This is a genomic window from Methylolobus aquaticus (genome assembly GCF_054172105.1).
This window is the reverse complement of record NZ_JBSYXP010000014.1, coordinates 29,218-54,520: the sequence shown is the minus strand read 5'-3', so window position 1 is coordinate 54,520 and position 25,303 is coordinate 29,218. Positions and strand designations below refer to the sequence as shown.

The 25,303-nt window shown below is 64.1% G+C and carries 20 protein-coding genes; 9 read left to right on the top strand and 11 right to left on the bottom strand.

What is annotated here, in order from left to right; all coding sequences use genetic code 11:
- Window positions 1–395: 395 nt before the first annotated feature.
- Window positions 396–2,039 (bottom strand): YncE family protein, encoded by a 1,644-nt coding sequence (locus ACW73L_RS17255; protein WP_498923809.1) that lies wholly within the window; start codon window positions 2,037–2,039, stop codon window positions 396–398.
- A 678-nt stretch (window positions 2,040–2,717) separates the two neighbouring features.
- On the opposite strand from ACW73L_RS17255, the gene ACW73L_RS17250 reads away from it, so the two are divergent.
- The 3 genes from ACW73L_RS17250 (at window position 2,718) to ACW73L_RS17240 (ending at window position 5,503) form a co-directional block, all read left to right on the top strand.
- Window positions 2,718–4,394 carry a calcium-binding protein gene (locus tag ACW73L_RS17250; RefSeq protein ID WP_498923807.1) on the top strand — a complete coding sequence of 559 codons (1,677 nt, stop codon included), beginning with the start codon at window positions 2,718–2,720 and terminating at the stop codon, window positions 4,392–4,394.
- Window positions 4,395–4,923: 529 nt separating this feature from the next.
- Window positions 4,924–5,082 (top strand): helix-turn-helix domain-containing protein, encoded by a 159-nt coding sequence (locus ACW73L_RS17245; protein WP_498923879.1) that lies wholly within the window; start codon window positions 4,924–4,926, stop codon window positions 5,080–5,082.
- Window positions 5,083–5,113: 31 nt separating this feature from the next.
- The gene (locus tag ACW73L_RS17240) at window positions 5,114–5,503 is read left to right on the top strand and encodes a hypothetical protein (RefSeq protein WP_498923805.1); all 390 of its coding nucleotides are present in this window, start codon (window positions 5,114–5,116) and stop codon (window positions 5,501–5,503) included.
- 43 nt (window positions 5,504–5,546) lie between these two features.
- On the opposite strand, the gene ACW73L_RS17235 is transcribed toward ACW73L_RS17240, so the two are convergent.
- From ACW73L_RS17235 to ACW73L_RS17220, 4 genes are all read right to left on the bottom strand, one after another.
- Window positions 5,547–5,768 carry a hypothetical protein gene (locus tag ACW73L_RS17235; protein WP_498923878.1) on the bottom strand — a complete coding sequence of 74 codons (222 nt, stop codon included), beginning with the start codon at window positions 5,766–5,768 and terminating at the stop codon, window positions 5,547–5,549.
- Window positions 5,683–6,219 carry a hypothetical protein gene (locus tag ACW73L_RS17230; RefSeq protein WP_498923882.1) on the bottom strand — a complete coding sequence of 179 codons (537 nt, stop codon included), beginning with the start codon at window positions 6,217–6,219 and terminating at the stop codon, window positions 5,683–5,685. Before ACW73L_RS17230 ends, ACW73L_RS17235 begins: the two co-directional genes overlap by 86 nt.
- Window positions 6,220–6,357: 138 nt before the next feature.
- On the bottom strand, window positions 6,358–7,452 hold the full coding sequence (locus tag ACW73L_RS17225) for a glycerophosphodiester phosphodiesterase (protein ID WP_498923803.1): 1,095 nt from the start codon (window positions 7,450–7,452) through the stop codon (window positions 6,358–6,360).
- 97 nt (window positions 7,453–7,549) lie between these two features.
- Window positions 7,550–7,723, bottom strand: a complete 174-nt coding sequence (locus tag ACW73L_RS17220; RefSeq protein ID WP_498923802.1) for a hypothetical protein — start codon at window positions 7,721–7,723, stop codon at window positions 7,550–7,552.
- Window positions 7,724–8,051: 328 nt separating this feature from the next.
- Here ACW73L_RS17220 and ACW73L_RS17215 point away from each other — a divergent pair, with 328 nt between their 5' ends.
- Complete coding sequence (locus ACW73L_RS17215; RefSeq protein WP_498923800.1) at window positions 8,052–8,549, top strand: hypothetical protein; 498 nt, start codon at window positions 8,052–8,054, stop codon at window positions 8,547–8,549.
- Between the two features lie 89 nt (window positions 8,550–8,638).
- The gene (locus tag ACW73L_RS17210; RefSeq protein WP_498923798.1) at window positions 8,639–9,121 is read left to right on the top strand and encodes a hypothetical protein; all 483 of its coding nucleotides are present in this window, start codon (window positions 8,639–8,641) and stop codon (window positions 9,119–9,121) included.
- 173 nt (window positions 9,122–9,294) lie between these two features.
- On the opposite strand, the gene ACW73L_RS17205 is transcribed toward ACW73L_RS17210, so the two are convergent.
- Window positions 9,295–9,705 (bottom strand): hypothetical protein, encoded by a 411-nt coding sequence (locus ACW73L_RS17205; RefSeq protein ID WP_498923796.1) that lies wholly within the window; start codon window positions 9,703–9,705, stop codon window positions 9,295–9,297.
- A gap of 525 nt (window positions 9,706–10,230) precedes the next feature.
- On the opposite strand from ACW73L_RS17205, the gene ACW73L_RS17200 reads away from it, so the two are divergent.
- Window positions 10,231–10,623, top strand: a complete 393-nt coding sequence (locus ACW73L_RS17200; RefSeq protein ID WP_498923794.1) for a hypothetical protein — start codon at window positions 10,231–10,233, stop codon at window positions 10,621–10,623.
- Between the two features lie 71 nt (window positions 10,624–10,694).
- Here ACW73L_RS17200 and ACW73L_RS17195 read toward each other — a convergent pair whose 3' ends face one another.
- Window positions 10,695–10,883 (bottom strand): hypothetical protein, encoded by a 189-nt coding sequence (locus ACW73L_RS17195; protein ID WP_498923792.1) that lies wholly within the window; start codon window positions 10,881–10,883, stop codon window positions 10,695–10,697.
- A gap of 74 nt (window positions 10,884–10,957) precedes the next feature.
- Window positions 10,958–12,325: a TrpB-like pyridoxal phosphate-dependent enzyme gene (locus ACW73L_RS17190; RefSeq protein ID WP_498923791.1), complete on the bottom strand. Its 1,368-nt coding sequence runs from the start codon at window positions 12,323–12,325 to the stop codon at window positions 10,958–10,960.
- A 122-nt stretch (window positions 12,326–12,447) separates the two neighbouring features.
- On the opposite strand from ACW73L_RS17190, the gene recC reads away from it, so the two are divergent.
- Genes recC through recD form a run of 3 tightly spaced genes read left to right on the top strand, consistent with a single transcriptional unit; the run spans window position 12,448 to window position 21,383 of the window.
- Window positions 12,448–15,783: an exodeoxyribonuclease V subunit gamma gene (recC, locus tag ACW73L_RS17185; protein WP_498923789.1), complete on the top strand. Its 3,336-nt coding sequence runs from the start codon at window positions 12,448–12,450 to the stop codon at window positions 15,781–15,783.
- Window positions 15,780–19,457: an exodeoxyribonuclease V subunit beta gene (gene recB / locus ACW73L_RS17180; protein WP_498923788.1), complete on the top strand. Its 3,678-nt coding sequence runs from the start codon at window positions 15,780–15,782 to the stop codon at window positions 19,455–19,457. Before recC ends, recB begins: the two co-directional genes overlap by 4 nt.
- Before the next feature lie 15 nt (window positions 19,458–19,472).
- Complete coding sequence (recD, locus tag ACW73L_RS17175) at window positions 19,473–21,383, top strand: exodeoxyribonuclease V subunit alpha (RefSeq protein WP_498923786.1); 1,911 nt, start codon at window positions 19,473–19,475, stop codon at window positions 21,381–21,383.
- 122 nt (window positions 21,384–21,505) lie between these two features.
- Here recD and ACW73L_RS17170 read toward each other — a convergent pair whose 3' ends face one another.
- The 3 genes from ACW73L_RS17170 to ACW73L_RS17160 form a co-directional block, all read right to left on the bottom strand.
- On the bottom strand, window positions 21,506–23,710 hold the full coding sequence (locus tag ACW73L_RS17170) for an FG-GAP repeat domain-containing protein (protein WP_498923785.1): 2,205 nt from the start codon (window positions 23,708–23,710) through the stop codon (window positions 21,506–21,508).
- 98 nt (window positions 23,711–23,808) lie between these two features.
- Window positions 23,809–24,000, bottom strand: a complete 192-nt coding sequence (locus ACW73L_RS17165; protein ID WP_498923783.1) for a hypothetical protein — start codon at window positions 23,998–24,000, stop codon at window positions 23,809–23,811.
- 149 nt (window positions 24,001–24,149) lie between these two features.
- Complete coding sequence (locus tag ACW73L_RS17160; protein WP_498923781.1) at window positions 24,150–25,232, bottom strand: DUF3080 family protein; 1,083 nt, start codon at window positions 25,230–25,232, stop codon at window positions 24,150–24,152.
- Between the last annotated feature and the right edge of the window lie 71 nt (window positions 25,233–25,303).

Sequence of the window (25,303 nt, the reverse complement as noted above, 5' to 3'; positions counted from 1 at the left end):
TAGCTGGGGAGCGCTCCGTCCTGAACGGAGCCTCCTGGTCGAGCGCGTGGGACATGATCGCCGAGATTCCCGGATGCATCGTCCGGATCGAACGTTGTCGACCTTGGATCCGGTGAGGTGAGGCGAAACCGCGCTTTGTCCCACCGGCTCTGAACTGAGCCAAAACGGCATTTGGTCAGAGTTGCGCTCACAAGGGTCTCCTGATCCATGCCGTGGGTCGCGTCATCGAGAACCGCACGGTCTTGACGTTGATCCGATTCGATTTCCTCGGGTGACCATGCGCAGCGGGAGTCCGTTGCAGGTGGCGTTCTCGCCGCGAACTCCCAGCAGGTCAGCGGCGCGGACGGATGGAACGTGAAGTCCATCCCCGCGATGGAATGGGTCCCGCCGTTGGACTAGAGCGTCGTGCAGCGACTATTTCTTAGGTGCTCGTTTTTGGTCGGTACGATCACGCAGTCGTGATGTCCGCCGAAATTCGGCAGGAAACCGAGCGGTTCGAGCGTGTCCTGACGGAAGATGAAGACTCCCGCGGACAGGCGCTGGAAGCCGCTGAAGATCTGGAACACATACTTGCCGTCGTAGCTGACCGACATGGTCTGGCAATCCGGCCCGATATTCACGAACTTCTTGATGATCTTCCACGTCTTCGTGTCGACGACTACGCAGGAGCTGTTGTGCGGCTTGGGGTAGAGCACCGACACGAACATCTTGCTGCCGTCGACCGAAAAGCACAGGTGGAACGGGCTCGGGTATTCGCCTACCCAGGCCGGGTCCTTCACGAACGCGACCTTCTTCCATTTGCGCGGGTCCGTGTCTGCGGTGTCGAACACCGCCATGTTGTTCTGCTGGATGTTGTTCATCATCGTGTAGCGCGTGCCATCCGGCGAGAATCCCGCCTCGTGTCCCACACACTTGATGTCGTCGAATCGGCACTCCCAGACATCCGGGCCGGATGAAACCTTCCTGATCGGCAGGTTGTCGGGCGAACCTTCGGGATTGTGCAGCACGCAGACCGGCTCCCAAGTGGTTCGGTCGATGATGATGGATGACGACAACATGCGGATGACCAGGGAGGACCAGCGATTGCCGGGGTGATGTACCACCGCATCGAGCCCCGTCAGCGCCCTCGGGTTGTCTCCCGGTAATTGCCCCAGTTCGACCAGATTTTCCGCCATTGGCACCATTTCCCAGTCGATCTTGTTCCCCTGGGTTCCTTCCAGATCGAATTTGCCGGTTTCCTTCGGCTTGATCAGCCGGGTCAGGCGCAAGGTACCGCCTTTGCCCCAGTTATCTTCCAGTGAACCTCCGGACGCCTTGCCGATCCAGTCGGCGCGGAAGGCCTGCAGCACCTGTGTCTTCTGATCCAGCGGCGGACGATCGAAGAAAGCGCAGATGTCCTTCTGGCCGTCAGCGGACGCGAAGCCGGTCGCATCGGGATAGATCGTCGTATGTACCCCGAGGCCGATCCCGGTACTTTCGGCCACGTCTTCGATCAGAGTCATCGACTGGCCGTCGAAATGCACGCGATAAAGATGGTTGCCCTGGCCAAAACGGTCGAGCAGGCCGCGTTCCTTGATCTTGGTGTTGAGACCATAAATCATGACGTTATCGCCGCCTTGGGTTGAGTTGACGAACTCGAAGCCCCTATAGGGATCAGCCGAGGGATAGGCGGCCAGGTGATGCGAAATGGGGCAGGTATCGCCATAGGTCCAGTACGAAATCCAGGCCAAGGTCTTTCCTCCGCCGAGATCCACTGCGTGCGTGCCACCCCCGAGCTTCTCCGGCGCGAGGTAGATGTAGTCACCCAGATCTTCCTTGCACAGGCGCAATTTCGAGGCATCGACTACGGCAATGCCGTCCTTGCCGCTGAGATCGGGCGGTGCACTGTTACCCGACCAGCCCCGGACATCGGCCTGCGCCGAGTTCATGATCCCCTGCAGCCATTGCGCGCCGAGTAGCGCGCCGGTGAAGCCACCAGCTGTTCCGAGGAAGGCGCGGCGGCTGACGGCCAGTCCGTTGTCTTTCTTTTTTTCAGTCATCGCACACCTCTACCGTTTTATTTTTGGTTTAAGGGGATGCGCTGGACGAGTCCTCGCATCTGCCGTTCTGGCGGTTTCCCTGGTTTCGGCAACCGAGAACATCGTTTTCGGCGGGTCAACCGGCCACGCACGGCCACAGCCTGGCCAACGTAGCAGCAAAGCCGGCCGCGAAGCCATACCTGAAACGAAGTCGTGGCGGCCACTCGCGGAGCGACAGACAAAAAAGGGTTGGATTATCGTGTTAGCAAGGCTCGGGCCCTCCGGGCAAGTCCGCGTAGATCCATGCGTCCGATTACGCTGCGCTAATCGGACCTACGTCCTACATCCGAGCTGCGCAGTTGATCCGTTTCCCGGCGGACTGTTGGCTCTGCCCAACACTCAGGATGTTCATTCCAAACAGAGGGATAGAAGCTCTGTGAGCTTTCGGTGTTGGCTCAGCCAAACACTCCAGCGGTTGGCATTAATAGCCCCCGTGTTCCATAGAATTGTTTTAATTAGTTATTTCCGCTTGGCACGATTGTTCCTGAAGCGCAGGCACGGGACGCCGCGTAGCACCGCGATGCGGGCCGAGCGCCAGGCCGCATGTTGGGCCTGTTCGCGCGGCACGGAGCGCTTGCTCCCCACGCTCACGTTAGGGCGCAGTGACTCCCGGATAAGCGATTAACAGAGGACATCGACATGCCAACGCCAAACCCATCGACTGCCGTTATTCACGGCACCTCGGGCGCCGACCTACTCGGCGATGTGAACACACTGTACCGCCAACCGGGCCAGTCGAACTACTCCTCGCGGGGCACGTTCATCTATGCCTACGGCGGCAACGACACGATTTTTGCGGAGACCGGAACAGGGCCCAACGCCGACCGCGGCTCAGACTTTTTCGACGGTGGCTCCGGTTCCGACACGGTGATCTACACCCAGTCGAACGCCGCGATGGTGGTCGATCTGGCCTGGTCGGCGCAATACGGCCGTGCCTACGCGATCGGCTACCCGACCGACTTAAACCACTGGAATAACCGCGTCGATATGCTCGCCAGCATCGAGAACATCTTCGGCACGAACTTCGCCGACATCATTTACGGCTCAGGCGTCGACAATCATCTCTCGGGCTTCGACGGCAACGACGACATGGACGGGCGCGGCGGTAACGACACGGTGAACGGCGGCGATGGCCATGACACCCTGCGCGGCGGGGCGGGCAACGACGTCGTTCGGGGCGATGCGGGCCATGACGTTCTGTTTGGCGGAACCGGTGTGGACACCCTGGAGGGGGGGACCGGTAATGACACACTCTACGGCGACGATCAGAACGATGTCCTGCATGGTCAGGACGGCTACAACCTGCTGTACGGTGGCAACGGCAACGACAGCTTGTTGATCGGCCAGTCCGGCGAGGGCTACGGCCAGGCCGGCAACGACGTGATCGTCGGCGGCAACGCCGGCGACAAGCTGGACGGCGGGTCCGGTAACGACGTGCTGAACGGTCTTGGTGGTAACGACACGCTTATTGCCGGCACCGGCGACGATACCGTTGACGGCGGAGCCGGCTATGACATCGGTATCTTCACGGACGTGCTCGGCGCCACGATCGTCTTCAACGGCAGCAGCTCGGGTCTCGTGCTCGGCGCCTCCAGCACCGATACCTTCCAGGGCCTCGAGGAATTTCGCCTGGGCTCGGGGTCGGATTCGTTCCTCGGCAACACCGGGGCCAATATCGCCCGTCTGGGCGGGGGCAACGACTACGCCTACGGCAACGATGGCAACGACCTGTTCTACGGCGAAGGCGGCAACGACACGCTGTATGGCCAGGACGGTAACGACACGCTGTTCGGTGGCACCTCGAACGACAGTCTCCATGGCGGCGAGGGCAATGACATCCTGATGGGCGAGGAGAACAACGACCAGTTGTTCGGTGGCGAAGGTGATGACATCCTCGACGGCGGCATCGGTTACGACACGCTCGACGGGGGAGCCGGCAACGACGTCCTCCATGGCGTCACCAACGACACACTGATCGGCGGCGAAGGCGATGACACGCTCCACCTCGGAGCCATGGCCCAAGAGGTCCGCTGGTATGCCGGTCACACCGGGCACGATACCATCAACGGCTTCAGCCTGGCGCAGGACGAACTCGTGTTCACCCGCGGGTTCTTCGCCGGCGGGTTGGCGCCGATCGACATTGAGGACCATCTGATGGTTTTCCAGTCCGGCGCCAACGCGGTGCTCGCCGCGAACACGGCAGCGAACGGATGGGACGTGATCGCCACCTTCACCAATCTCTCGGCCTATGCCCTCGGTCAGGGCATCGAGGACGGCACGGTCGTCACGCTGGTCGGTGTCGACTTTCTCGGGTGAGAGCGTATGGCGGGAATCCGCGGCGGGTGGGTTCCTCGCCGCGGGCTTCCATCGAACCGGCCGCGCGGCCGCCGCTCCGACTTCCTCTTCGCCCGCGGTTCCCCGCTTGGTCATTGTCTGGCCTCCGCACAGCGCAAAACACCCCGCGTAGGTCCGATTAGCGCAGCGTAATCGGACGCATGTTGTCATCTTGGCGTATGCTGCTTTTTTTACCTCAACGACTGTGTTGTTCTGCCGGATCACCTGCACAGCGTCTGGACGCTGCCACCGGACGATGCCGACTTCGGGCCCGGCGGTGCTTGATCAAAAGTCGGGTTGCCCCCGCGCTGCCCAGAACCCAGTGACCTTCCGATGGACGCAAAACTGCAAGGTGTGGGCGCGCGGCGTTGGGCAACGGCATTCCTGGGAATACCTGATGCGCGATGACGCGGACTATCGCAGGGACGTGGAGTGTGTCCATGTGAATCCGCGAGTGCATGGTCTGGTGAAGCGTCTACAGGATTGGCCACGTTCCACTTTTCACCAATAGATTCATTCGTCCGATTGCGCTGCGCTAATCGGGGCTACGTGCCTGCGGAGTACCCGCGGCAACGTAGCGGAGACCGCGCGGGCCCTGGGCATCTCGCGGAGCACGCTGTACGTCAAGTTGCAGCGGTACCAACTGGTTCCGGAACGCCCATGCCGGTAAGGGCACCGCCATGCCGACACCCCCTGAAGCGATGAAGGCCGCGCTCGAAGCGATCCGCCAGGTGCGCGAGCAGGGCTTTTCGCTCGATCTGCAAGCCCGCGTCATCGATGCGGAGCTCGCCTACCGCTTCGCCTGCGCGGCGGAGGAGGCCGATCTCGACGCGCTCGAGCCCCTGGTGCTGCAGTCGACAGATCCGCGGCTGATGTTCGATTTTGCCATGGTCAAGGGTGAGCGAGGTCAGGACGTGGCACGCCTGCAGGATGCCGTCATTGGCTCCGGCAACCCCGGCCTGGTGCTACTGTTCGCCGCCGATGTGGCGGGAGCCGATCGAGACCTGCTCGAAGATGCGGTCCGCAACCATCCTGATCCCAAGTACCTGTATTCGTTCGAGACGGAAATGCGGCAGAAAGGGTACTATTGATTGGCCACGGGCTGCCGACGCGGAGCGGGCGGCGTGCCCACCGTCATCGGTGTGGAGGCGGATCCACCGTACCCACATTCTCGGCGACCGCCTCCGTCACGACCTCCGTCGGGACCGATGCCTGCATGTCGAACTGCTGCAGTATTTCCTGCGCCTTGGTCCGGACCATAGCGTCGGGATCATTCCGGGCGGCTTCGGCGACCGCGCGCAAGGTTTCCCCGGACGATGCACCGTGAGCCAGGGCCGACAGTGCCAGAAAACGCACCGGGCCTGAAGGGTCGCCGTGCGCCAACTGGGTAAGGTCGGCTTCGGCTATGCCAATGTTGCGTCAGCGCGCCGCTGATGGCTTTCTCGCGGACTGACCCGTCCGGGTCGTTCAGCGCCTGTTCGATGATCGACCGGGCTTCATGCTTGGTTGCCTTGGCCAGGGAACGTTCGACGTAGCGGGTCCGCCGTTCTGGGTCGGGGTGGCGCCGGTCCTGCGCGAAGCTCCGTGCCCGGTCCGCGTTGCGGGTTGCGGCCGTCAGTCTGTGCTCGCCGGTTCCTCCCGGGTAAATCAAGACCGACTTCGGCACGTTCCTTCGCGTGTCGCCCGCCCGATAGAGCATGACCAGCTCGAAGTCCTGCAACAGGTGGTGCAGCGCTTCCGCGATGGGGACCTGACTCAGATCCACCGTGACCTGCAAGCCGTCACGCGCGGTATGTTGCGAGGGCATTCGGGCCGGCGCCGTGCGGGGCTGCCCGGACGAGGCAACGTTGCCCAGTTCGACTGGGTGAAGTATCTCGATGAGTTGGTGAGCTAGGGCATGCCGTTCGTTCGGATCGATCGCGGTGCGTCGTTGCCGGGCGCTGCCTCAGCGTCCCGAGCAGAGGTCGGGATTGTCGCTCGCCAGTTCCCGCGCCCTGAACGCGGTGTCCGGGAAATCCGAGAACACGCCGTCGACTCCCAGGCAGTAGAACTGGACGTATTCCTGCAGGGGGTCTCCCTGGTAGTCGGCGGCGAGGTAGCCCGGTTCATCACGCAGGGTCCAGGTATGTACCAGCAGACCGGCCGCGTGAGCCTTGGTGATCAGGTCGGTGGGTGGGAGCAAGCGCCTGTCGGCGTCGGCGACCGTCCTCTCGGCACCGTCTTCGCTGCGCCGGGCTCCGACGATGTAGCGTTTCCACGGCGATACTCCGGCAGCGTAGGTCGCGATTTCCTTCAGTCCGGTGGTCGTGAGCAGATCGGCGTTGGTGCGTGGGTCGCCGGCGACGACGAAGTCGTAGGGCTGGCCCGGGTTGACCGACCCGTCCGGATTTACTCCGAGTGCGTCCACGAGTTGGATCAGCCGCACCGGTGTCATGGCGTGGAGTTGCTTCAGGTTCGCGGTTTCGAAGGACTGAATGAACACGGGGGCATCCGCGCGGTTCAGGCCGTTCTTCTCGAGGGCGTCGACCACCCTGGACTCGAGTTCAAGGCCCACTCCTTGGTGGTAGATCGGGTGTTTGGTCTCCGGATAAAGGCCGATAGGCCGCTTTCGTATCCGCGCTTCCGCCTGTGCCAGATCGATGATTTCCTGAAAGGTCGGGATGCGGTACCTATCGTCAAAACCACCGGGCCGGAGCGGGAGGCGCTGTTTCGCCCACAAAGTCCGGATCTCGGCCAGCGTGAAGTCATCCGAAAACCAGCCGTGCTCGGCCTTGCCGTCGATGATCTTGGTGGTCTTGCGCGCGGCGAATTCGGGGTGCTTCGCAACGTCGGTGGTGTCGGTGATGTTGACCTCATGACGCGCGATCAACACGCCATCTCGCGTGGTAACCAGATCCGGCTCGATGAAGTCCGCGCCCTGCTCGATCGCCAGGCGATACGCGGCGAGCGTGTGCTCCGGCAGGTAGCCGGAGGCGCCGCGGTGCCCGAAGATGAGGGGAAGGTCACCATGCAGTGTGGGGAGACCGGGTGTTCGAGTCATTCCATCAGTCCATAGCGTGCAATCAGCGAGGCTTGCCATCAGGACGATCAGGCCGGCAAGCTCGCGTATCCGCCACCGGACGCACGGGACGCACATCTCAGGCATCGTGCCGGGACGGCGTGGATTCGACGGGCGACAGTCGAGCCACCCCGATCCCGGCGGCGTCAATGCCCTTTGGGAGATCGGCTGGAGTGGCATTGGGCTGGACGGACAGGGCCGCAAGTGCGAGATTCCGGCACAGGAACAAGTTGGTGGCATGCGGCATGCGCATGGATATGGGGATCTCCTGGTGAGTGGGTCGGAAAGCGAGTCTCGCTGTTCGTCTCGCCGGCACCGACTTTCGCTGTTGCTTCGCCCCGCCGTCAAGCGGTAGAGGGCCATCAGTGCCTTCACCAACGTGTCACCGGAAGTCGAAGGGGCGACGCACGCCCTGCGTTGCGTTGCCACATTCTGCATTGATGCGCGCGCGAACGGAGCGCATCCTAATGCCTGCCAGGCGCCTGATCAGGGCGGTCGGGTGTGGGTTGGTTGCGGATGGTCGGCCTGTTCCGTGTCCGCAACTGCCGTTTTGCGGATTCAATACCTGAAGGAAGCAGCAGATGCGAGATTCAAGCGACCGTTGGGGGCAGCGGCTGACGATGGCGGCGATCGCCGCTGGTTTCCTGGCGGGGTGTACGACCTACAACCCTGCCACGGGCCAGAACGAGATCGACTACGGTGCCACCGCCGGTGTGGCCGGCGCCGCACTGGGCGCGGCTGCCCTCGGAGTGGCCCTCAGTAACAACGACGACGATCGCTATTACTACGGCGGACCGGGCTACTACGGCGGCGGGGGCGGGTACTACGGCGGTGGACGGCGCGGCTACGCGGACGTCGACGTCAACCGGAATGTAACCGTCAACAACAACCAGCAGAAGGTCAACTCGTATAACCGGGTCGACAAAAACAACCGGGTGAATGCCGCTAAAGTGAATCGCGCCAACATCGACCGGAGCCAAGTGAATCGGAACAAGGTGAATCGAAACACAGCCAGCCGGCCGACTCGGAGCGGTGGGGGTGGACGAGGCGGCGCAGCACGCGCGGGCCGGCATCGGTGAACCCTGGGAATCAGAAGTCCGCCCGCGACACCTGTATAGGGTCGGCCGGGCAACACCCAATCTCCCACCTTTTTCAAGGATCAATCGTCATGTGGAAATCCGTTACGGCTTTGGCGCTGCTCATTGGCTTGATGCCGGCCACTGCCGCCGCCACAGAAGAGGCGCCGGTCGCTGCGCCGTCGCTCAAGTTTGAACCCGCTTTGGGCAAGATCGACCAGAAGGTCGCCAAGTTAATGGGAGAAGAGTCCCAGCAGTCGCTGAGACTGATGGCCGAGGCGGCGGTGCTGTCCGACTACTGTGCCGCGGTCAACCTGGACCAGCGAAGATTCAAACAGGAATTCGATGCGCTGGCAGCCGGTACCGGCGCGGAAAAGCGCCCAACGGCCGAACAGCGGAAATTCGAGAACCTGCTCTCGATGTATTTCGGCGTGTACGTCGGCATTCTGGTGGCCGAGGGCACGGATCGTCGCGGCGAATTCTGCGGATTTGCCGAGGAGGCGTTGAAGGATCAAAGGCCGATCAGCCGGTTCTGGCTGACGACCAGCGGAGTGGCATCGACCCCGAAGCCTTGAGCCACGGTCGGCCGTCCCGTGCGACCGGGGTCCCGGGGCTTCGGTCTAATCGGGGGCGAGAGGCCCGCTTCCCCTCGTCGCGGACGGATCCGCGATCAGCGAGGGGAAGTGGAGCCGGCGTGGCCCAGCGCGCTAGGATGGGCCTGCCCCAGGATCGATGGTGGCGTCGCGCCTTATTTCGGCAGTTCGATCGGCGGCGGGGTGAGCATGCCCACCAGACTGCAGTCGAGTGCGTATTCGACGTCGATGATTACGACCTTGGCCCGGTCGTACGGGTCGTACGTTTTCCCTGGGCCGTTCAGGAAGCCCAGCACCCTGCCCTTGAGGTCTACAACCCTTTTCGGGTTGTCCTGGACCTTGATATCGTAAGGATCATTCGCAATGAGCTTGAACTGTCCAGCAAGCTTGGCATCGGTGATCGTGAACACGATCTTGTCCCAGTGCCGGCAGGCCGGCGGTGGCACGGGGGCCGGTGGCGGGGGAGGCGGAATGATCGGCTCTGCAGCCGATGCCAGCCCGGAGGCGAGGAGCGATGCTGCCAGCGCCGCCGATGTCAGTAAGGTGCGAAAAGTCATGCTTTTCATGATGAACCTCTTGGCTTGAATGTATAACAAGGCGCGCGAAGTGGCGGGATGGAGCAATCTGCTCATCGCCTTGATTTAACCGTTATCGCGCTGTGCCACTTCTGCCTCTCCGCACCGCATGCAGCTTTCCCTGTCGGTTCGAAGCCGGCGTTCGGAGTGCGATGGGAAGTTTGTGGGTGTATTGACGGAAGGTGAATCCGTGTGATTGCCTATTACTTTTAATTGGCTTATCCGATGGGTGTATTGCTCGCGAATTACCATGTCATTCAACGTACGATTCGCGTATGTCCATTGGATAGAGTAGCTGCCAGAGTGCGCGTCGCCTGACTCGTGGGCTAAGGCAGGGGAGTTGCGCAGGAGGGGTTGCCGGACTAGGGATCGAACCTCGGGTTTGCGCGTGACCGGCATCGAGTCGTCCGGGAGAGATGACTGTGGTATGGGTATTTGATAATATCAAGGCCGAATTAACAGGACGCAGATTACGGTAGTCCTTGCTTAAGTGATCCGTTTTATCGAGTGGCAGACATGAGTTACAAAGCGAGTCTAGTCAGATTAGCGATCAGGCTGACGCCGAATGTGTTGATCGTCTGGGGTGCCAATATCGTTCTAAGGGGGGTTGCTAAACTGACCGCCTTTAATTTCGATCTTGACGCACGGAAGGTGTATGTTCAGGCAACGCTGGCAGGTGAGTTGGAGCCGATCGAACTTTGGGTCGAGGACTTTTCAGTCATCGGTGACGGCAAACCCTACCGGTTTGTCATCGAACAGGCAAAATCGAACCGTCTGTGGCTGGATAACCTTATGAGCCGGTTTATAAAGAAGCCGATCAAAATACCCGAGGTGCCGCAACTGGCTTCCCATTTGGCTCTGGTATCCGAATTACTCAAACCGAAGGAGATCGACGAGAAGGTAGCCTGACGGACGTCGCTCGTCCGGTCAGGCTCCCGGTGCGGATGAGCGGATGCCCTCCGACGTCAGCGCGGTGGCCGTCAGAAGAAGCTGCGGCGCCAGTCCAGAAAATAGGCTTCGAACCTGCCCTGGGCTGCGCCGAGGCGATTCTTGATGTCCGATGTGCCCGCTGACAACAGCGCCGATGCGAGCGGCAGCGCGACGATCAGGGCGAGACCCGCCAGCAGTGTCCCCGTCACGAAACCGGTCAGGATGTCTTGCGCGTCCATGACGGTCCTCCGTCGAGTTACTCAAGGCCTCCCTGAAGCGTAGTGAGCGTCGCGCTTTCTGTCCTGAGCGGTCTTCAGGGTATCGTGACCGAGGGCAGGCCGGCCAGCGCCATCGCGAGTTCACCTTCGTCGTAGGTCTGGTCGGTGAGCTGGCCCGCGAAATAGTCCATGTAGGCCTGCATGTCGAAGTGGCCGTGACCGCACAGGTTGAACAGGATGGCGCGGCTGGTCCCTTCTTCCTTGCAGCGCAGCGCTTCGTCGATGGCCCCGCGCACTGCATGATTGGCCTCCGGCGCGGGTAGGATGCCCTCCGTCCGGGCGAATAGCACGCCGGCTTCGAAGCAGGCCAGCTGCAGGTAGGCCCGGGCCTCGATCAGTCCGAGCTGCTGCACATGACTGACCAGCGGCGCCATGCCGTGATACCGCAGCCCCCCGGCATGGAAGCCGGGCGGCGTGAAGGTGGAGCCGAGCGTATGCATCTTGGTCAGCGGCGTCAGATGCGCGGTGTCGCCGAAGTCATACGCATATTCGCCCCGGGTCAGGCTCGGGCAGGCGGCCGGTTCCACGGCGACGATGCGGATGCTGCGTCCCCCGCGCAGTTGCGCGCCCAGGAACGGAAAGGCGATGCCGGCGAAATTCGACCCGCCGCCGGTGCAGCCGACGATGACGTCGGGATAGTCGTCGGCCAGTTCCAGCTGAGCGATCGCTTCGAGGCCGACGACGGTCTGGTGCAGCAGCACGTGGTTGAGCACCGAGCCGAGCGCATAGTTGGTGTCGTCGCGTTGCGCGGCGACCTCCACCGCCTCGGAGATGGCGATGCCCAGGCTGCCGGGGTGATCCGGACGCTGCGCGAGAACGGCACGGCCCGCGGCAGTGCGGTCCGACGGGGAGGCGGTGCAGGTCGCCCCCCAGGTCTCCATCAGGGCCCGGCGGTAGGGCTTCTGTTGGTAGGACACCCGGACCATGAACACTTCGACCTCGACGCCGAACAGCGCGCCGGCGAAAGCCAGCGAGGACCCCCACTGACCCGCGCCGGTTTCGGTCGCGATCCGCCTGATGCCGGCTTCCCGGTTGTAGAATGCCTGCGGGATTGCCGTGTTGGGTTTGTGGCTGCCGGCCGGGCTGACGCCCTCGTACTTGTAGTAGATCCGTGCCGGCGTATCGAGCGCCCGTTCCAGCCGCCGGGCCCGATACAAGGGACTGGGCCGCCACTGACGATAAATGTCGCGGACCGGGGCGGGAATCTCGATGTCGCGTTCGGTCGACACTTCCTGCTCGATCAGCGTCATTGGAAACAGGGGCGCGAGGTCGTCGGGTCCGAGCGGTCGGTGTGTGGCCGGGTGCAGCGCCGGTGGCGGTGGCGCGGGCAGGTCGGCGACGATGTTGTACCAGGACCTGGGCATCCTGCTCTCTTCGAGCAGGTATTTGACGGGCTCGCTCATGGGGGTTCCCTTCGACCAGAAAGTTTTGCCGGGGCGGCCAGGAGCCGCCGCGTTCGGCCGCATTGTAACCGAGGGGCCGGAGCCCGGCCGCGACCATCACTCTGCAGAAAGGGACTGCGACGTTGCTGAGGCTGTATTTCTCCAACCGGTTTGAAGTCTTGCGCGAGCGTCTGTTCGAGGTTCTCGCAACCGCCCCGGCCGATCCGTTCGTAGCGGAGCAGATCATCGTGCCGGGCACGGCCGTCCGGCGGCGGCTCGAAATGGACTACGCCGACCGCTTCGGAATTTGTGCACAGGTCCGCTTCGGCTATCTGGCGGAGTGGGTCTGGCGCCAGATCGCCCTCGTCATCGACGTGCCGGAGGCATCGCCGTTCGATGCCGAACGCCTGAGCTGGCGGATCTTCCGGGCGTTCGGCGACGCGGAACTGGTCGCTCCGCATCCGCGGCTGGCGTCCTATCTGGGCAAGTCCGATCCGGTCATGCGCTACGATTTTGCCCAACGGTTGGCGCGGCAACTGGAACAGTACATTACCTATCGGCCCGACTGGCTCGAGGCCTGGACGCAGGACCGGTTGGTTTTGGGCGGCCCCACGGAGCGCGAGTCGGCTCCGGATGAGGTTTGGCAGGCCGCGCTGTGGCGGCATCTGACCCGGGAACTGGCGATCGGTCCCGAACATCCATCGGCGCGGTTTCTGCGGCGGCTGGGAACGCCGGGGAACGGCCCGGTGCCCGGTATCGGACAGCTGAGCCCCGCCGCGCTGTTCTGCCTGCCGACGATTCCGCCCTTGTACCTCGACATCCTGGCTCGGGTCGCCGAGCGGGTCGACTTGTCCTTGTACGTCATGAGTCCGTGCCGCGAATACTGGCATGACCTCGTCGACACGAAGCGGCTGGCTCGGCTGAAGGCTACTGGCCGGCTCGACTATCAGGAGGTTGGACATCGGCTTCTGGCAGGATGGGGACGCCAGACGCAGGCCTTCCTCGCCTTGCTGCATGAGCGCACCGAGGGGCGCGGTCTCGAACAGGAAGACTACCTCCCCTCACGGCGAACTTCGCTGCTGGCCGCGCTGCAGGATGAAATCCTGACGCTGACTCCGGCCTCAAGCCCGGCTGTGTCCGACTCGGATCGAAGTCTCGAGATCCATGTCTGTCACTCGCTGACCCGCGAACTGGAGGTGTTGCACGACCAGTTGCTGGACATGCTGGCCGGACCCGGGGATCTCACTCCGGCGGATATCCTGATCGTGACGCCCCGCCTGGAAGAGGCCGCAACCTTGATTCACGCCGTGTTCGGCACGGTACCGGATGAGCGCCATATTCCTTACGCGGTGACCGGACTGCCGCGAGCCGAGGCCAACCCGGCGGCCGCTGCACTCATCGCTTTGCTGGCGTTGCTCCATTCCCGCTTCAAGGCCAGTGCCGTGTTCGACCTGCTGCGGCGCCCGCTGGTAAGCGCCCGGTTCGGGCTGGACGAGGAGGCGCTCGAACGGATTCGCGAGTGGATCGTACAGTCGGGTATCCGCTGGGGGCTGGATGCGGAGCAGCGGGCGGCATTGGGTCTGCCGGACTCCGACCGGAACAGCCTGCGCGATGGCCTGGACCGGTTGTTCCTCGGTTACGCGGCGCCGCAGCGCTCGGCGCCGCTCGCCGGGCGGCTGCCGGCGGGCGACGTCGAAGGTGCGGCCGCGCAGATTCTCGGCGCCTTCGACGATTACATTGCGGGGCTCGAAGCCGCGCGGCGCGAGAGTCTGGACCCTGCCAATGCCGACGCCTGGCGGCAGCGCCTGGAGCGCTGGATCGAGGCCCTGCTGCCGGCCGATAGTCAGAGCATTCATGACATCACCGAGGTCCGCCGCGCGATCGCCAGCCTGTGCGACGATCTTGCTTCCGGTGCGCCGCAGGAATTGCTGAGCCTGGACGTCATTACCGCGGCGCTCACCGAGCGCCTCGAAGACCCCGCTCGGGGCGCCCTGCCGTGTGGATCGGTCACCTTTGCCGGTATGACCCCACTGCGCGGGCTGCCCTATCGCGTCATCTGCGTCCTTGGGCTCAACGACGGCGCTTTTCCGGTGGCCGCGCGTCCCGAGGAATTCGATCTCCTTGCGGTGGCGCCGCGCCTCGGCGATCGCCAGCGCCGTGACGACGATCGCAACGTTTTTCTGGATCTGGTGCTGGCCGCCCGCGACCGCCTGTATCTCAGTTACACCGGTTCCAGCATACGGGACAACAGTGCGCTGACGCCGTCCATCCTGTTGGCCGAGCTGCTCGATCACGCGAGCGCGCTGCTGGCGGGCGCCGGCGCGTCCGATCAGGACCTCGACGCGGCGCGCCGTCGGTTGATCGTGCATCACCCGCTGCAGGCTTTCTCCCGCGCCTATTTCAGCGCGGCCGACGGGACGGATGCGCGCCTGTTCAGTTACGCCACCGAGTACCTGCCCAGCGTGGCGGGCACACCGGAAACGCGATCCGGGCGACCGGTTCCGCCTGAACCCGACACTGAGGAGGATGACGACGAAGCAGCACGGGAGATCGGCGCGCCGTTCTTTGTGCGGCCGCTGCCCTGGCCGGAGGAAAGCCTGAGGGAGTTGTCGCTGGACGACCTGAAGCGGTTCCTGCGCAATCCCTGTGGTTACCTGTTGCAGCATCGTCTGGACCTGACTCTGCGAGAGGCCGACGAGGAACTCGCCGACGACGAACCCTTCATGCCCGAGTACGGCCAGGCCACCGTGCTCGCCGAACGCCTCCTGTTGGAGCTCCGGGCCGGCGCGAGCGCAGCGGATGTCGCCGCCCTCGTTGCTGCGGCAACCGAGTATCCGGCCGGGGCATATGGCGATGCGCTGCGTGACCTGGAACTACCCCGGATGCTCTCGTTCGGGCAGGCGGTCGTCCATCTGACGCGCGAGGAACAGCTCCCCCCGGTTGCGGCACGGCTGGAGTTAGCCATCGGCGACGAGCTGTGGATCTTGCACGGGTCGCTGCACGACTTGCGGTCCTACGGGCTCGTCCGATGGCGCTACGATGACACCCGGCCGATCGACTATCTGAACGGCTGGCTCGACCATCTGTTGCTGAGCGCCGTGGCCCCGGCCGGCGCAGCCCAGCAGACCCTATGGCAGTCGCGCAACGGGTGCTACCGGCTAAAAGCCTGCGATACCGCGCAAGCATGTCTGGCGACGCTCGTCGCCGCCTTTCGCGACGGACTGTCCGAGCCCTTCCGTTTTTTTCCGAAGAGCGCCTGGGCGTATGTCGAGGCGCTGCCGAAAGGTCGCGACGCGGCGCTGGCCGCCGCTCGTAAGCGCTGGAGGCTCAACCATGAAGGACGGGGCGAAAGCACGGGCGCCGCTTACCAGCTGGCCTTGCGTGGCGTCGACGACCCGTTGGACGAGACCTTCGAGCATGCCGCGACCACCGTATTCGGCCCCCTGCGCGACCACCTGGACGACGAGCGCCTGCGATGACGGTTTTCACCGCGCTGGATGTATTTCGCGTCCCGCTGGACGGGATCAACCTGATCGAAGCGTCGGCGGGGACCGGCAAGACCTGGACGATTTGTGGCCTGTACCTGCGCCTGCTGCTGGAGCAGGCGCGCACGGTCGATCGGATTCTGGTCGTCACCTTCACGAACGCGGCTACGGCCGAGTTGCGCGACCGCATCCGTCGGCGGCTGGTCGAGACGCTGCGTCACCTGCGGGACCCTGCGGGCGGGATACCGGCGAGCGACCCGTTCACGGCCGATCTGTTGACGCATCTCGAAGTCGAACTCGGGCTCGAGCGGGCCGACCTGATCGCGCGACTCGAACTCGCGCTGGAAACCTTCGACGAGGCGGCAATCCATACGATACATGGGTTTTGCCAGCGGGCGCTGGCCGAAATCCCGTTCGCGGCCGGACTGCCGTTCCAGATCGAATTGGTCACCGATGACGCGCAGCTGATCCAGCAAGCAGCGAATGATTTCTGGCGCCGGCACGTTGCCGTTGCCGGTGGCCCGGAGGCGGCCGTCACGCGAGAGCTGGCGGCGGCGCTGGCCAACGCCAAGGACAACCCGGAGAAGTACGCCCAGCTGCTGCGTCGTGCGCTGGCCAAGCCTCTGGCACCCCGCCTGTGGCCTGATGACCTCGATACGGCGCCCGCACCCGATGCGGCGTCGCTGAACGATGCCTATCTCCGGGCACGCGCGATCTGGCTATCCGAGGCGGAGGTAATCGACCAACTCCTGGCCAGTGCGCTCGGTCAGCTCAATGGGAACAGCTACAACGCGTCCCGGCTCGCGAAGTGCCGGGACGCCTGGGAGGGCTGGTTCGCGTCGGCGGACGCCATGGCTTACTCAGCCGTGATGGCGTCCAAGGAAGGCGAACTCTATCGTCAAGGCGTCCTGCGGCTGCGCACGAAAAAGAACTGCACGGCGCCGCGTCACCGCTTCTTCGAAGCGGCCGATGAGCTGCTGAATACCTGCTCCGACTATGTGGCTGCGCTGGGTGCGGCGCGGCTGCGTCTGTTGCGGCAGCTGGTCGAGGGGGTGCCGGATGAATTGCGCCGGCGCAAACGGCAGGATCGGGTCGTGGCCTTCGACGACATGTTGTTCAACCTCCATCAGGCGCTGGTCTCGGGCGATTTTCCCTGGTTGGCCGATGCCCTGCGCCATCGCTTTCCGGTCGCGTTGATCGACGAATTCCAGGACACGGATCCGCTGCAGTTCGACATTTTCCGCGGGCTCTATGCGGTGGGAGAAACCGGGGCAGGGCCCTTGTTCATGGTCGGCGACCCGAAGCAGGCGATCTACGGCTTCCGGAACGCCGATCTGCACACCTATCTGGGCGCGCAGTCGCTGGCGTCCGGGCGTTACACGCTGGGCGAAAACCAACGCTCGGTCGGGGGCCTGATCGCCGGTTGCAACGCGCTGTTCGGAATGAATCCGCGGGCCTTCCTGCTCGATGGCATCGACTATCGTCCGGTGCGCAAGGGCCGCAAGCCCGTTCCCGAACTGGTCGATGCCAGCGCAGAGCCGCGCGCGCCATTGCAGGTCTGGCTGCTGCCACGAGATGGGGAAGGCGCCTGGATGACCCGGGCCGGCGCAATCGAGCAGTCGGGTCTGACCGTCGCCGCCGAGATTGCGCGCCTGCTCGCTGACGGGCGCGCGGGTCGACTGACGATAGATGGGCGCGGTGTGCGGTCAGCCGATATCGCTGTTCTGGTGCGCAGCCACAAGCAGGGACGGCAGATGCGGCAGGCCTTGGCAGCCTGGGGTGTGGGCAGCGTCGAGTTGTCCCAGGCCAGCGTGTTCCAAACGGCGGAAGCCGAGGAACTGGAGCGGTTGTTGATGGCCATCGCCGAGCCTGCCAACGAGCGCCTCGCGCGGGCGGCGCTGGCGACCGAACTGCTCGGTAACGACGCAGCCGCGCTCGCTGCAATGAACAGTGATGAAGCCACTTTTTTCGAGCATTTGCAGCGTTTTTCGGACTACCGATCGCTGTGGGATCAACGGGGTTTCCCGATGATGTTCCGCAAGCTGCTGCGCGAGGAAGGCGTGCAACAGCGGCTGCTGGGACTCGAACGGGGAGAGCGGCGGCTGACGGATTTGCTGCATCTGGCCGAACTGCTGGCTGAAGCCGCCGCCGAGCACAACTCGGTGGACAGCCTGTTGCGGTGGCTCGGCGCCAACCGTCGCGAGCGGTCCGGTGCCGACGCGGCGCAGTTGCGGCTCGAATCGGATCGTAACCTCGTGCAGATCGTCACGATCCACAAAGCCAAGGGTCTGGAGTATCCGATCGTCTTCTGCCCGTTCCTGTGGGACGGCTACAGCCGGTTGTCCAGCGACACGCCGGATCTGATCGAATACCACGAGCCCAGTGGCAGTGCGGTGCTCGACTTCCGCCCGGACAGCCGCAGTGACGAGGCGTTGAAGGCGCTGCGCAAGCGCGAGTCCGCGGCTGAAACGGTGCGGATGATCTACGTCGCGATGACCCGCGCGGTGCACCGTTGCTATCTGGTCGCCGGTTGTTATGCCGCATCGAGTCAAGGGCGTTCCGGTTTCAAGGAGAGCACTCACAGCATGCTGAACTGGCTGGTCTGCGGCGCCGGGTGCGCGCCGGAGCAGTGGTACGATTCGAAGATTGATCCTGCGGAGATCGAGCCTGCCTGGTTCGGCCTGGCCGAGAAACATGCCGGGTATTGCCGGGTCGACGTCCTGCCCGAGCTGAGCAGGCAGCCCCCGCTGGGCGGCGAGACGGAGCGGGTCCGGCTGTCGGCGCGGCCGGCGCCGGGGCCGTGCGCGCCGTCCTGGAACCGCAGCAGTTTCAGCAGCTTGATCCGGAATCTGAGTCCGGAGGTCACCGTTGCCGATCACGATGTGGGCATTCAGGGCGACGAACCGCCGGAGCGCGAAATCCGCCACGTGCCCGCGTCGCAAGACATTCTGGCCTTCCCGCGCGGTGCCGCGGCCGGCGAGTGCATCCACCATCTGTTCGAGCACGTCGATTTCAGCGATCCCGGCGGTTGGGAGGCCGCGATCGGGGCGGCGCTCGCGGCCCACCCCCAGGGTACGGCAACGGCGGACTCCGAGATCCTGCGCGCGCAGCTGAACGGCATGCTGCATGACGTATTGCGCACGGATCTGGGACAAGGCTTCAGCCTCGGGGAGATCGGGCTGCCGCAGCGCCTGACTGAACTCGCCTTCACGCTGCCCGCCCGGGGTCTGCGACCCGATACGCTGAACCGTTTTCTGATCGATTACGGCTACCCGGTCGGCCGACTCGATTTCGAGACGGTCAGCGGCTATCTGAGCGGCGCGATCGACCTGGTGTTCGAGCAGGGCGGACGCTACTACCTGCTCGACTGGAAATCCAACCATCTCGGCGAAACCATGGACGATTACGCGCCGGCGCGGCTGAGTCAGGCGATGACCGAGCATGCTTACCGTCTGCAGTATCTGATCTACGGCGTGGCCTTGCAGCGCTTGCTGCTGCGGCGTGTTCCCGACTACGACCATGAGCTGCATTTCGGGGGTGTCTACTACCTGTTCGTCCGCGGTGTCCGTCCCGCGTGGAAGACGGCGCAGGGACCGGCCGGCGTCTTCTACGACCGTCCGTCCGGGCCAAGCCTCGATGTGTTGGATGCCCTAGTCGGCCGCCCCTAGACGGGACCACTCACCATGAATCCAACCGACACGATCACCCCGGCGCAACAAGCGCTCGCGGAGGGTTTCGCGCGGCGTCTGGTCCGCTGGGCGAAGACACTCGACTCCGATTTCACCGAGGTTGAGGTCTTGCGCGAGGCGGCGCGGCAGGTGTGTCTGGCGATGGGCGACGGCCATGCCTGTGCGGATCTCTCGGTTCTCTCCGGGAGACTCGGGCGGGAGCCGGCGGCGATCGAGGCGATTTTGCTGGAATCCCGACTGGTCGGGCGCCCCGATGATCGTGAGCCCCTGCCGCTGGTGCTCGACGCTGACGGGCGCCTGTATCTCTACCGCTACTTCGATTACGAACGGCGCCTGGCTGCTGCCTTGCTGCGTTTGGCGAAGCATCCGGCGAGCACGGTGAATGTTCCGCCTGCGGCGCGCACGGCCCTGGCGGAACTCTTCGAGGCAGCGGACGCGCCGACGGCCGACTGGCAGAAGATCGCTGTCGCGCTGGCGCTGCTCGGGCGTCTGACGATCATCAGCGGCGGCCCCGGCACGGGCAAGACGACGACGGTCGTCAATTTGCTCGCCTGTCTCATGGTCGCCCAGCCCGATTGTCGTATTGCCCTTGCCGCACCCACCGGGAAGGCTGCGGCGCGTCTATTGGCCGCGCTCCGGGAACGGGCCGAGCAACTGCCCGCCGCGCTGCGGCAAGCCCTGCCGCAGAGTGCGTTCACGATCCACCGCCTGCTCGGCGTACTTCCGCAGGGCGGCTTCCGGCATCATGCGGAGCATCCGCTGGCGGTGGACGTGCTGGTCGTCGATGAAGCCTCGATGCTGGACCTGGCGTTGGCGGTGAGGCTGATTGAAGCCATTCCGCCCGATGCCCGGCTGATCCTGCTCGGTGACAAGGACCAGTTGGCGGCGGTCGAGGCCGGCGCGGTGTTCTCGGAACTGGCTGCCGACCCGCGTCTGTCTCCAGCCACGATCGACCAACTGGCCGAGCTCACCGCCACACCGCCGGAACATATCGCGTCCCCGGCGTGTGTTCGGCCGACGCCGCTTCACGATTGCGTCGTCTGGTTCAGTCGCAATTACCGATTTCACGAGGAGTCCGGAATCGGCCGTCTGGCCGGCTATGTCAATCGGGGCGATTGGGATGCAGCACGGGTCTGGCTGGAACGCGGCGATGATGAGAGCGTGCGCTGGCTGGACCGGCGGGATGCGGCGGCGGATGGCGCGATGGTGGCCGGACTGCTGGACGGATATCGGACGTTTCTGGATGCGCTGCAGATGAATTCGAACGATCCCGCTGCGGCACTCGATGCCTTCGGCCAGTTTCGGGTGCTCTGCGCCACGCGGTCATCTGCCCGCGGTGTGGCGGCCTTGAATCGCGCGCTCGCCGCCGAGTTCCGCCGCCGGCTGGCTCATCGCTTCGACACGCGCACGCACGCCGACTGGTTTCCCGGGCGGCCCGTGCTGATTCTGCGCAACGATTACGCGCTGCGTCTGTTCAACGGTGACATCGGGATTACTCTGGCTGACTCCGCCGGCGCCCTGCACGTCCACTTTCCCGACGCCGCCGGCGCGTATCGGGCGATACCACCGCTGCGCTTGCCGGAGCACGAGACGGCCTTCGCGATGACGGTGCACAAATCTCAAGGTTCCGAATTCGATGCGGTGGCCCTGGTGCTGCCGGGTAGGCCGCTGCCGGTGGTGTCACGCGAATTGCTCTATACGGGCATCACCCGCGCCCGGCAACGCGTCGATCTGTTGGCCGCAGCCGCAGTCCTTGCCGCGGGAATCGCCACACCCACGCGGCGCCATTCCGGGCTTATCGCGCGATTGAATGAGGAGGCTGGCGCTTCGGCTGATCCGGCCGATACCACCCGGCGGACCGCGGGGAGCCGCGGCCGACCCCCGGTCGCAGGGTTCGGACCGTAGATCGGGCCCAGGGAATTGCGCGGTAGCGGCTGGCCGGACTGAGATGGCAACCGCCCCGTGGGTCTGAGAGAACGCGAGAACCGCCCGCCGGATGCGTTACCGGCGGGCGGTCTATCCTCGGCTTACTGGCTGAAGTAGGTGCTGATGAGGTTTCTCGGGCCGCTTGCGACCGCGAGATCCGGGACGCCGTTGCCGTTGAAATCACCACTAACCAACGCCGGAAGTGTACCGCCGGCAGCGACTCCGACGGCCTGGCCGAACGTGCCCCTCCGACGGCCGAACAGGATCCTCAGGCGGCGCGCTGCCCCGTCGTCACTGGTCATCGCCAGGTCCAGGACGCCGTCGAGGTTCAAGTCGACCGCTGTCAGGGCAGTGACCTTGGCGCCCGCGTCATACGTGACGGCCGCTCGGTAGCCTCCGCGGCGAGCCCGCATCAGGACGCTGACGTCGCTGCTGTCATGGTTGGCCACCGCGATGTCCAGCCTCCCGTCACCGTTGAAGTCCGCGACTTCCAGTGCCTGCGGGCTCGTGCCGACGGCAGGGCTCTGAGCACCGAGTTGGAACTCTCGGCTGCGGAGTTGGTTGAGCACACTGACCGTGTTGCTCGAACGGTTGGCCACGGCGATGTCAAGGCGACCGTCCCGGTTCAAGTCGGCAATCTTCAGTGCAACAGGCTCGTCACCCACCGCGTAGGTTGCCGCAGGGAATAGGTTCCCGGACGCCCCTCGCCGATACACGGTGACCGTGTCTTCGGCCGGATTGGCCATGACGATGTCGGGCATCCCGTTGGCGTCCACATCGACCAGCGCGACCGCGGAGACCGACTTGTCGGTAAACGTCCGGCGAGTCACGAAGCTGCCGTCGCCGGTACCCACCATGAGTGCCATGCCGCCGGTGCCGGCAACGGCAATATCCTGTATGCCGTCGCGACTGTAGTCGCCGACCGCAACGAACGTGGGTTCGGTGATTCCCGCCGGCAGCGCGATGCGGGTTTGCGGGGCGAACACGGCCGCATCGCGCGTCCCCTTGAGAACGCTGAGGTCGTTGCTGCCGCGGTTTGCGACGACGAGATCCAGGATCCCGTCGCGATCGATATCGCTGCTGGCGACCGACGATGGATTCGTTCCGGTGGTGCTGTTGGCCGAACGCTGCAAGGTTCCGGCCGAAGGCTTGACGCTGAGGTTCTTCAGGATGCTGACATCGTGCGGGGTTACCTGTCCGATAAAACCCTGGTTGGCCGTCGCAATTTCCGGCAGCCCGTCGCGGTTCAGGTCGGCGACCGCTACACCGTTGGCGTTGAAGCCCGTGTTCATCGTGACCCGGGTGCCGAAGCTGCCATCGCCGATTCCGGGCAGAACGCTGACGGCGTCCGAGACGCCGTTGCCCGTGACCGCATCGAGGATGCCGTCGGCATCGACATCCGCGAGCACGACCGACCGGACCTTGAGCGAAGGCGCCACAGTCGGGCCTGCAGTAAAGTTGCCATCGGGAGTGCCGAGGAGAACGCTCAGAGTGCCGAAGTTGCCGGGACCGTCGATACCCTGGTTGGCCGTGATGATGTCCGCGATGCCGTCCCGGTTGACATCCCCGACAGCAATACCCGCCGGGTCCACGCCGACCGAGTGACTGACCGGCGCCGCGAAAGTGCCGTTGCCTTGGCCGCGAAACTCGAGGATTGCCGCGGAAGTCGGATCGGCGACGAACAGATCGAGGATGCCGTCGCGGTTGGTGTCGGCTGCCGTGACGAAAGACGGCCTGGCCGTATCCGGGATGCCCGGAACTTCGATAGCTTCTCCGAAGGTGCCATCCCCCTTACCGGACATGATCTTCAAGGCGTGCCCGACTTCAATCGCAACCGCCAGGTCGGACTTTCCGTCCCGATTCAGGTCGCCGATGGCAATACCCTTGGGGCAATCCTGAGCGCCCGTGGCGACCGGGAAGTCGGTTTTTGGCAGCACGCTGCCGTTGCCGTCGCCGAGCAGCACGCTGACATCGAGACTGTTGCAGTTGACGGTGACGATATCGGGCCTACCATCGGCATTGAGGTCACCGGTCGCCAGATTCCAGGGCCGCGAACCACGGGGGGCCGGGGCGGGGGTGCTGCCTACCAGAACACCAGCGGCTGCGCCGAATGTTCCCCCGGCCTGTCCCAGCAGGATGCTGATCCGGTCGTCGCGGAAATCGGCGGACACCAAGTCGAGCCGGCCATCCCGGTTCAGGTCCACCAGAGCGACCGCCCGCGGTGTGTGTCCGACGACGTAGGGAACCTGCGTATCGAATTGCGGGGTACCCGCAAGAGCGGCGCCAGCACCCGTGGCGAGCGCCATGAAAACAGCCGTGCGTAGCGGTTGGCCTCCGCGCACAGTCAGGCGTGCCGGAGCCACAGCGTGCGACCTGGTCGCAAACGATCCCGTCTTGATTGTATTCATTGGTCCGATCGGTTGAGTACGTTGAGCAGAAAGCAATTTTGCTGGTCGTCCGGTGCCGAATGATGGAGATCGACTTCGTGGCGGTCGAGCAGGAAGCGGGAAGCAACCCGGCCCAGCCGTCCTTGTGTCCCCCGCCATTCGCCGACGACAGCAATTCGCAACGATCTAAGGCACAGCTCATGCCACATCGTCTTCTTGGGGCGGTTCGCCTTGCAACACGCGCCTTTGCGGATGTCTGGCAATTCGTGCGGACGGCGTCATGTAAAGAATTCCGACAGTTCTCACACGCCTGCCGCAGCGGGCTCTGCAATTCGCAGATTCGGCCGTCGAGCAAGCGCTAACGAAGATCGTCCGGCCCCTGCGGCATCAGGCCGCAGTGTGTCAGCACGGTTTGCCACGACCGTGTATGGTCCTTGAGCGCCGCATCGAAACTCCGCCAAAGTCCGTCCTGGGCTTCGGGGTTGAGCCAGCGGTCGTAGAAGGTACCGTAGGTGCCTGGTGCTGCCGCCGTTTCGATGCGACGAAGAGCGTGCAGTTTCTCGAGTAGCGGACCGCTCTGCCGGTGCAGCACGCTGAGGTAGGGCTGTATCCCGCCTGCGTAGAACTTGACGAAAACGTTGAACAGATACTCGCCGCGTTGGCTTTTCTTGCCCATCGGGCACAGCCGGTTTGCGTCGGCGGTCTGGCGCAGGACGTCGTCTGCTTGCGACAGGTAGTGCCGGCTCAGTTGCAGACCGTGCAGCAGCTTGCCGACGGATTTTTGCGCCTGAAGCGCATACAGTTGCTGCTCCAGTGGCGCGTCGGCGATGCGTTCCGGATGGTCCATCAATTCCTTTCCCAGCAGTGTGAGCCGGTCCAGCGCAAGTTCCGTTTCCGCCAGCGCCAGCGACTCGCGCCGCTGCAACGGTGGTGTGCCCGTACTCAGCAGGGTGCGGAACTCCGGGCCGCCAAAGGTGGCATTCCAGAACGTACGCGGCAGATTGGCTTCCTTGATCTGCCGGATGGCGACCACCTGATCGATGAACTCTCGGTCCTGGTCCTGGCTGGCAAGCAACTGGCTTTCGCAGGCGCGAATACGGGCGAGAAAGTTCGCTTCATACAACAGCCGTCCGCTGGCGGCCTGTACGCGGCCGAGAGAACTGTTGCGCTCGCTCACCGCCTGCAGCAGCTGGCATTCGCCGAGCGACAACAAGGTCAGAAAGCCGACCCGAACTTCCTCTTCGGGCAGTACGCTGTCCCTGGGGCGCGGATACGGCGGGATCGGCTCCATCTCCGTGACGGAACGCGGCTCGAAGCCGGTGACATTGACGAGTCGGTCGACATAGTCCCGGTACATCGCTTCGGGATCCTGGCTGCGGGTGCAGCCCAGAAGCATCCCGATGACGATCAGTGCAACAATATTCGGCAAGAAGGGTCTCATGGCGGTCTTCATGAGCGGTCAGACCGGGGTGCCGCGCAAAGGTTTAGCCGCAGCGCGGAGCCGTCGCGGCT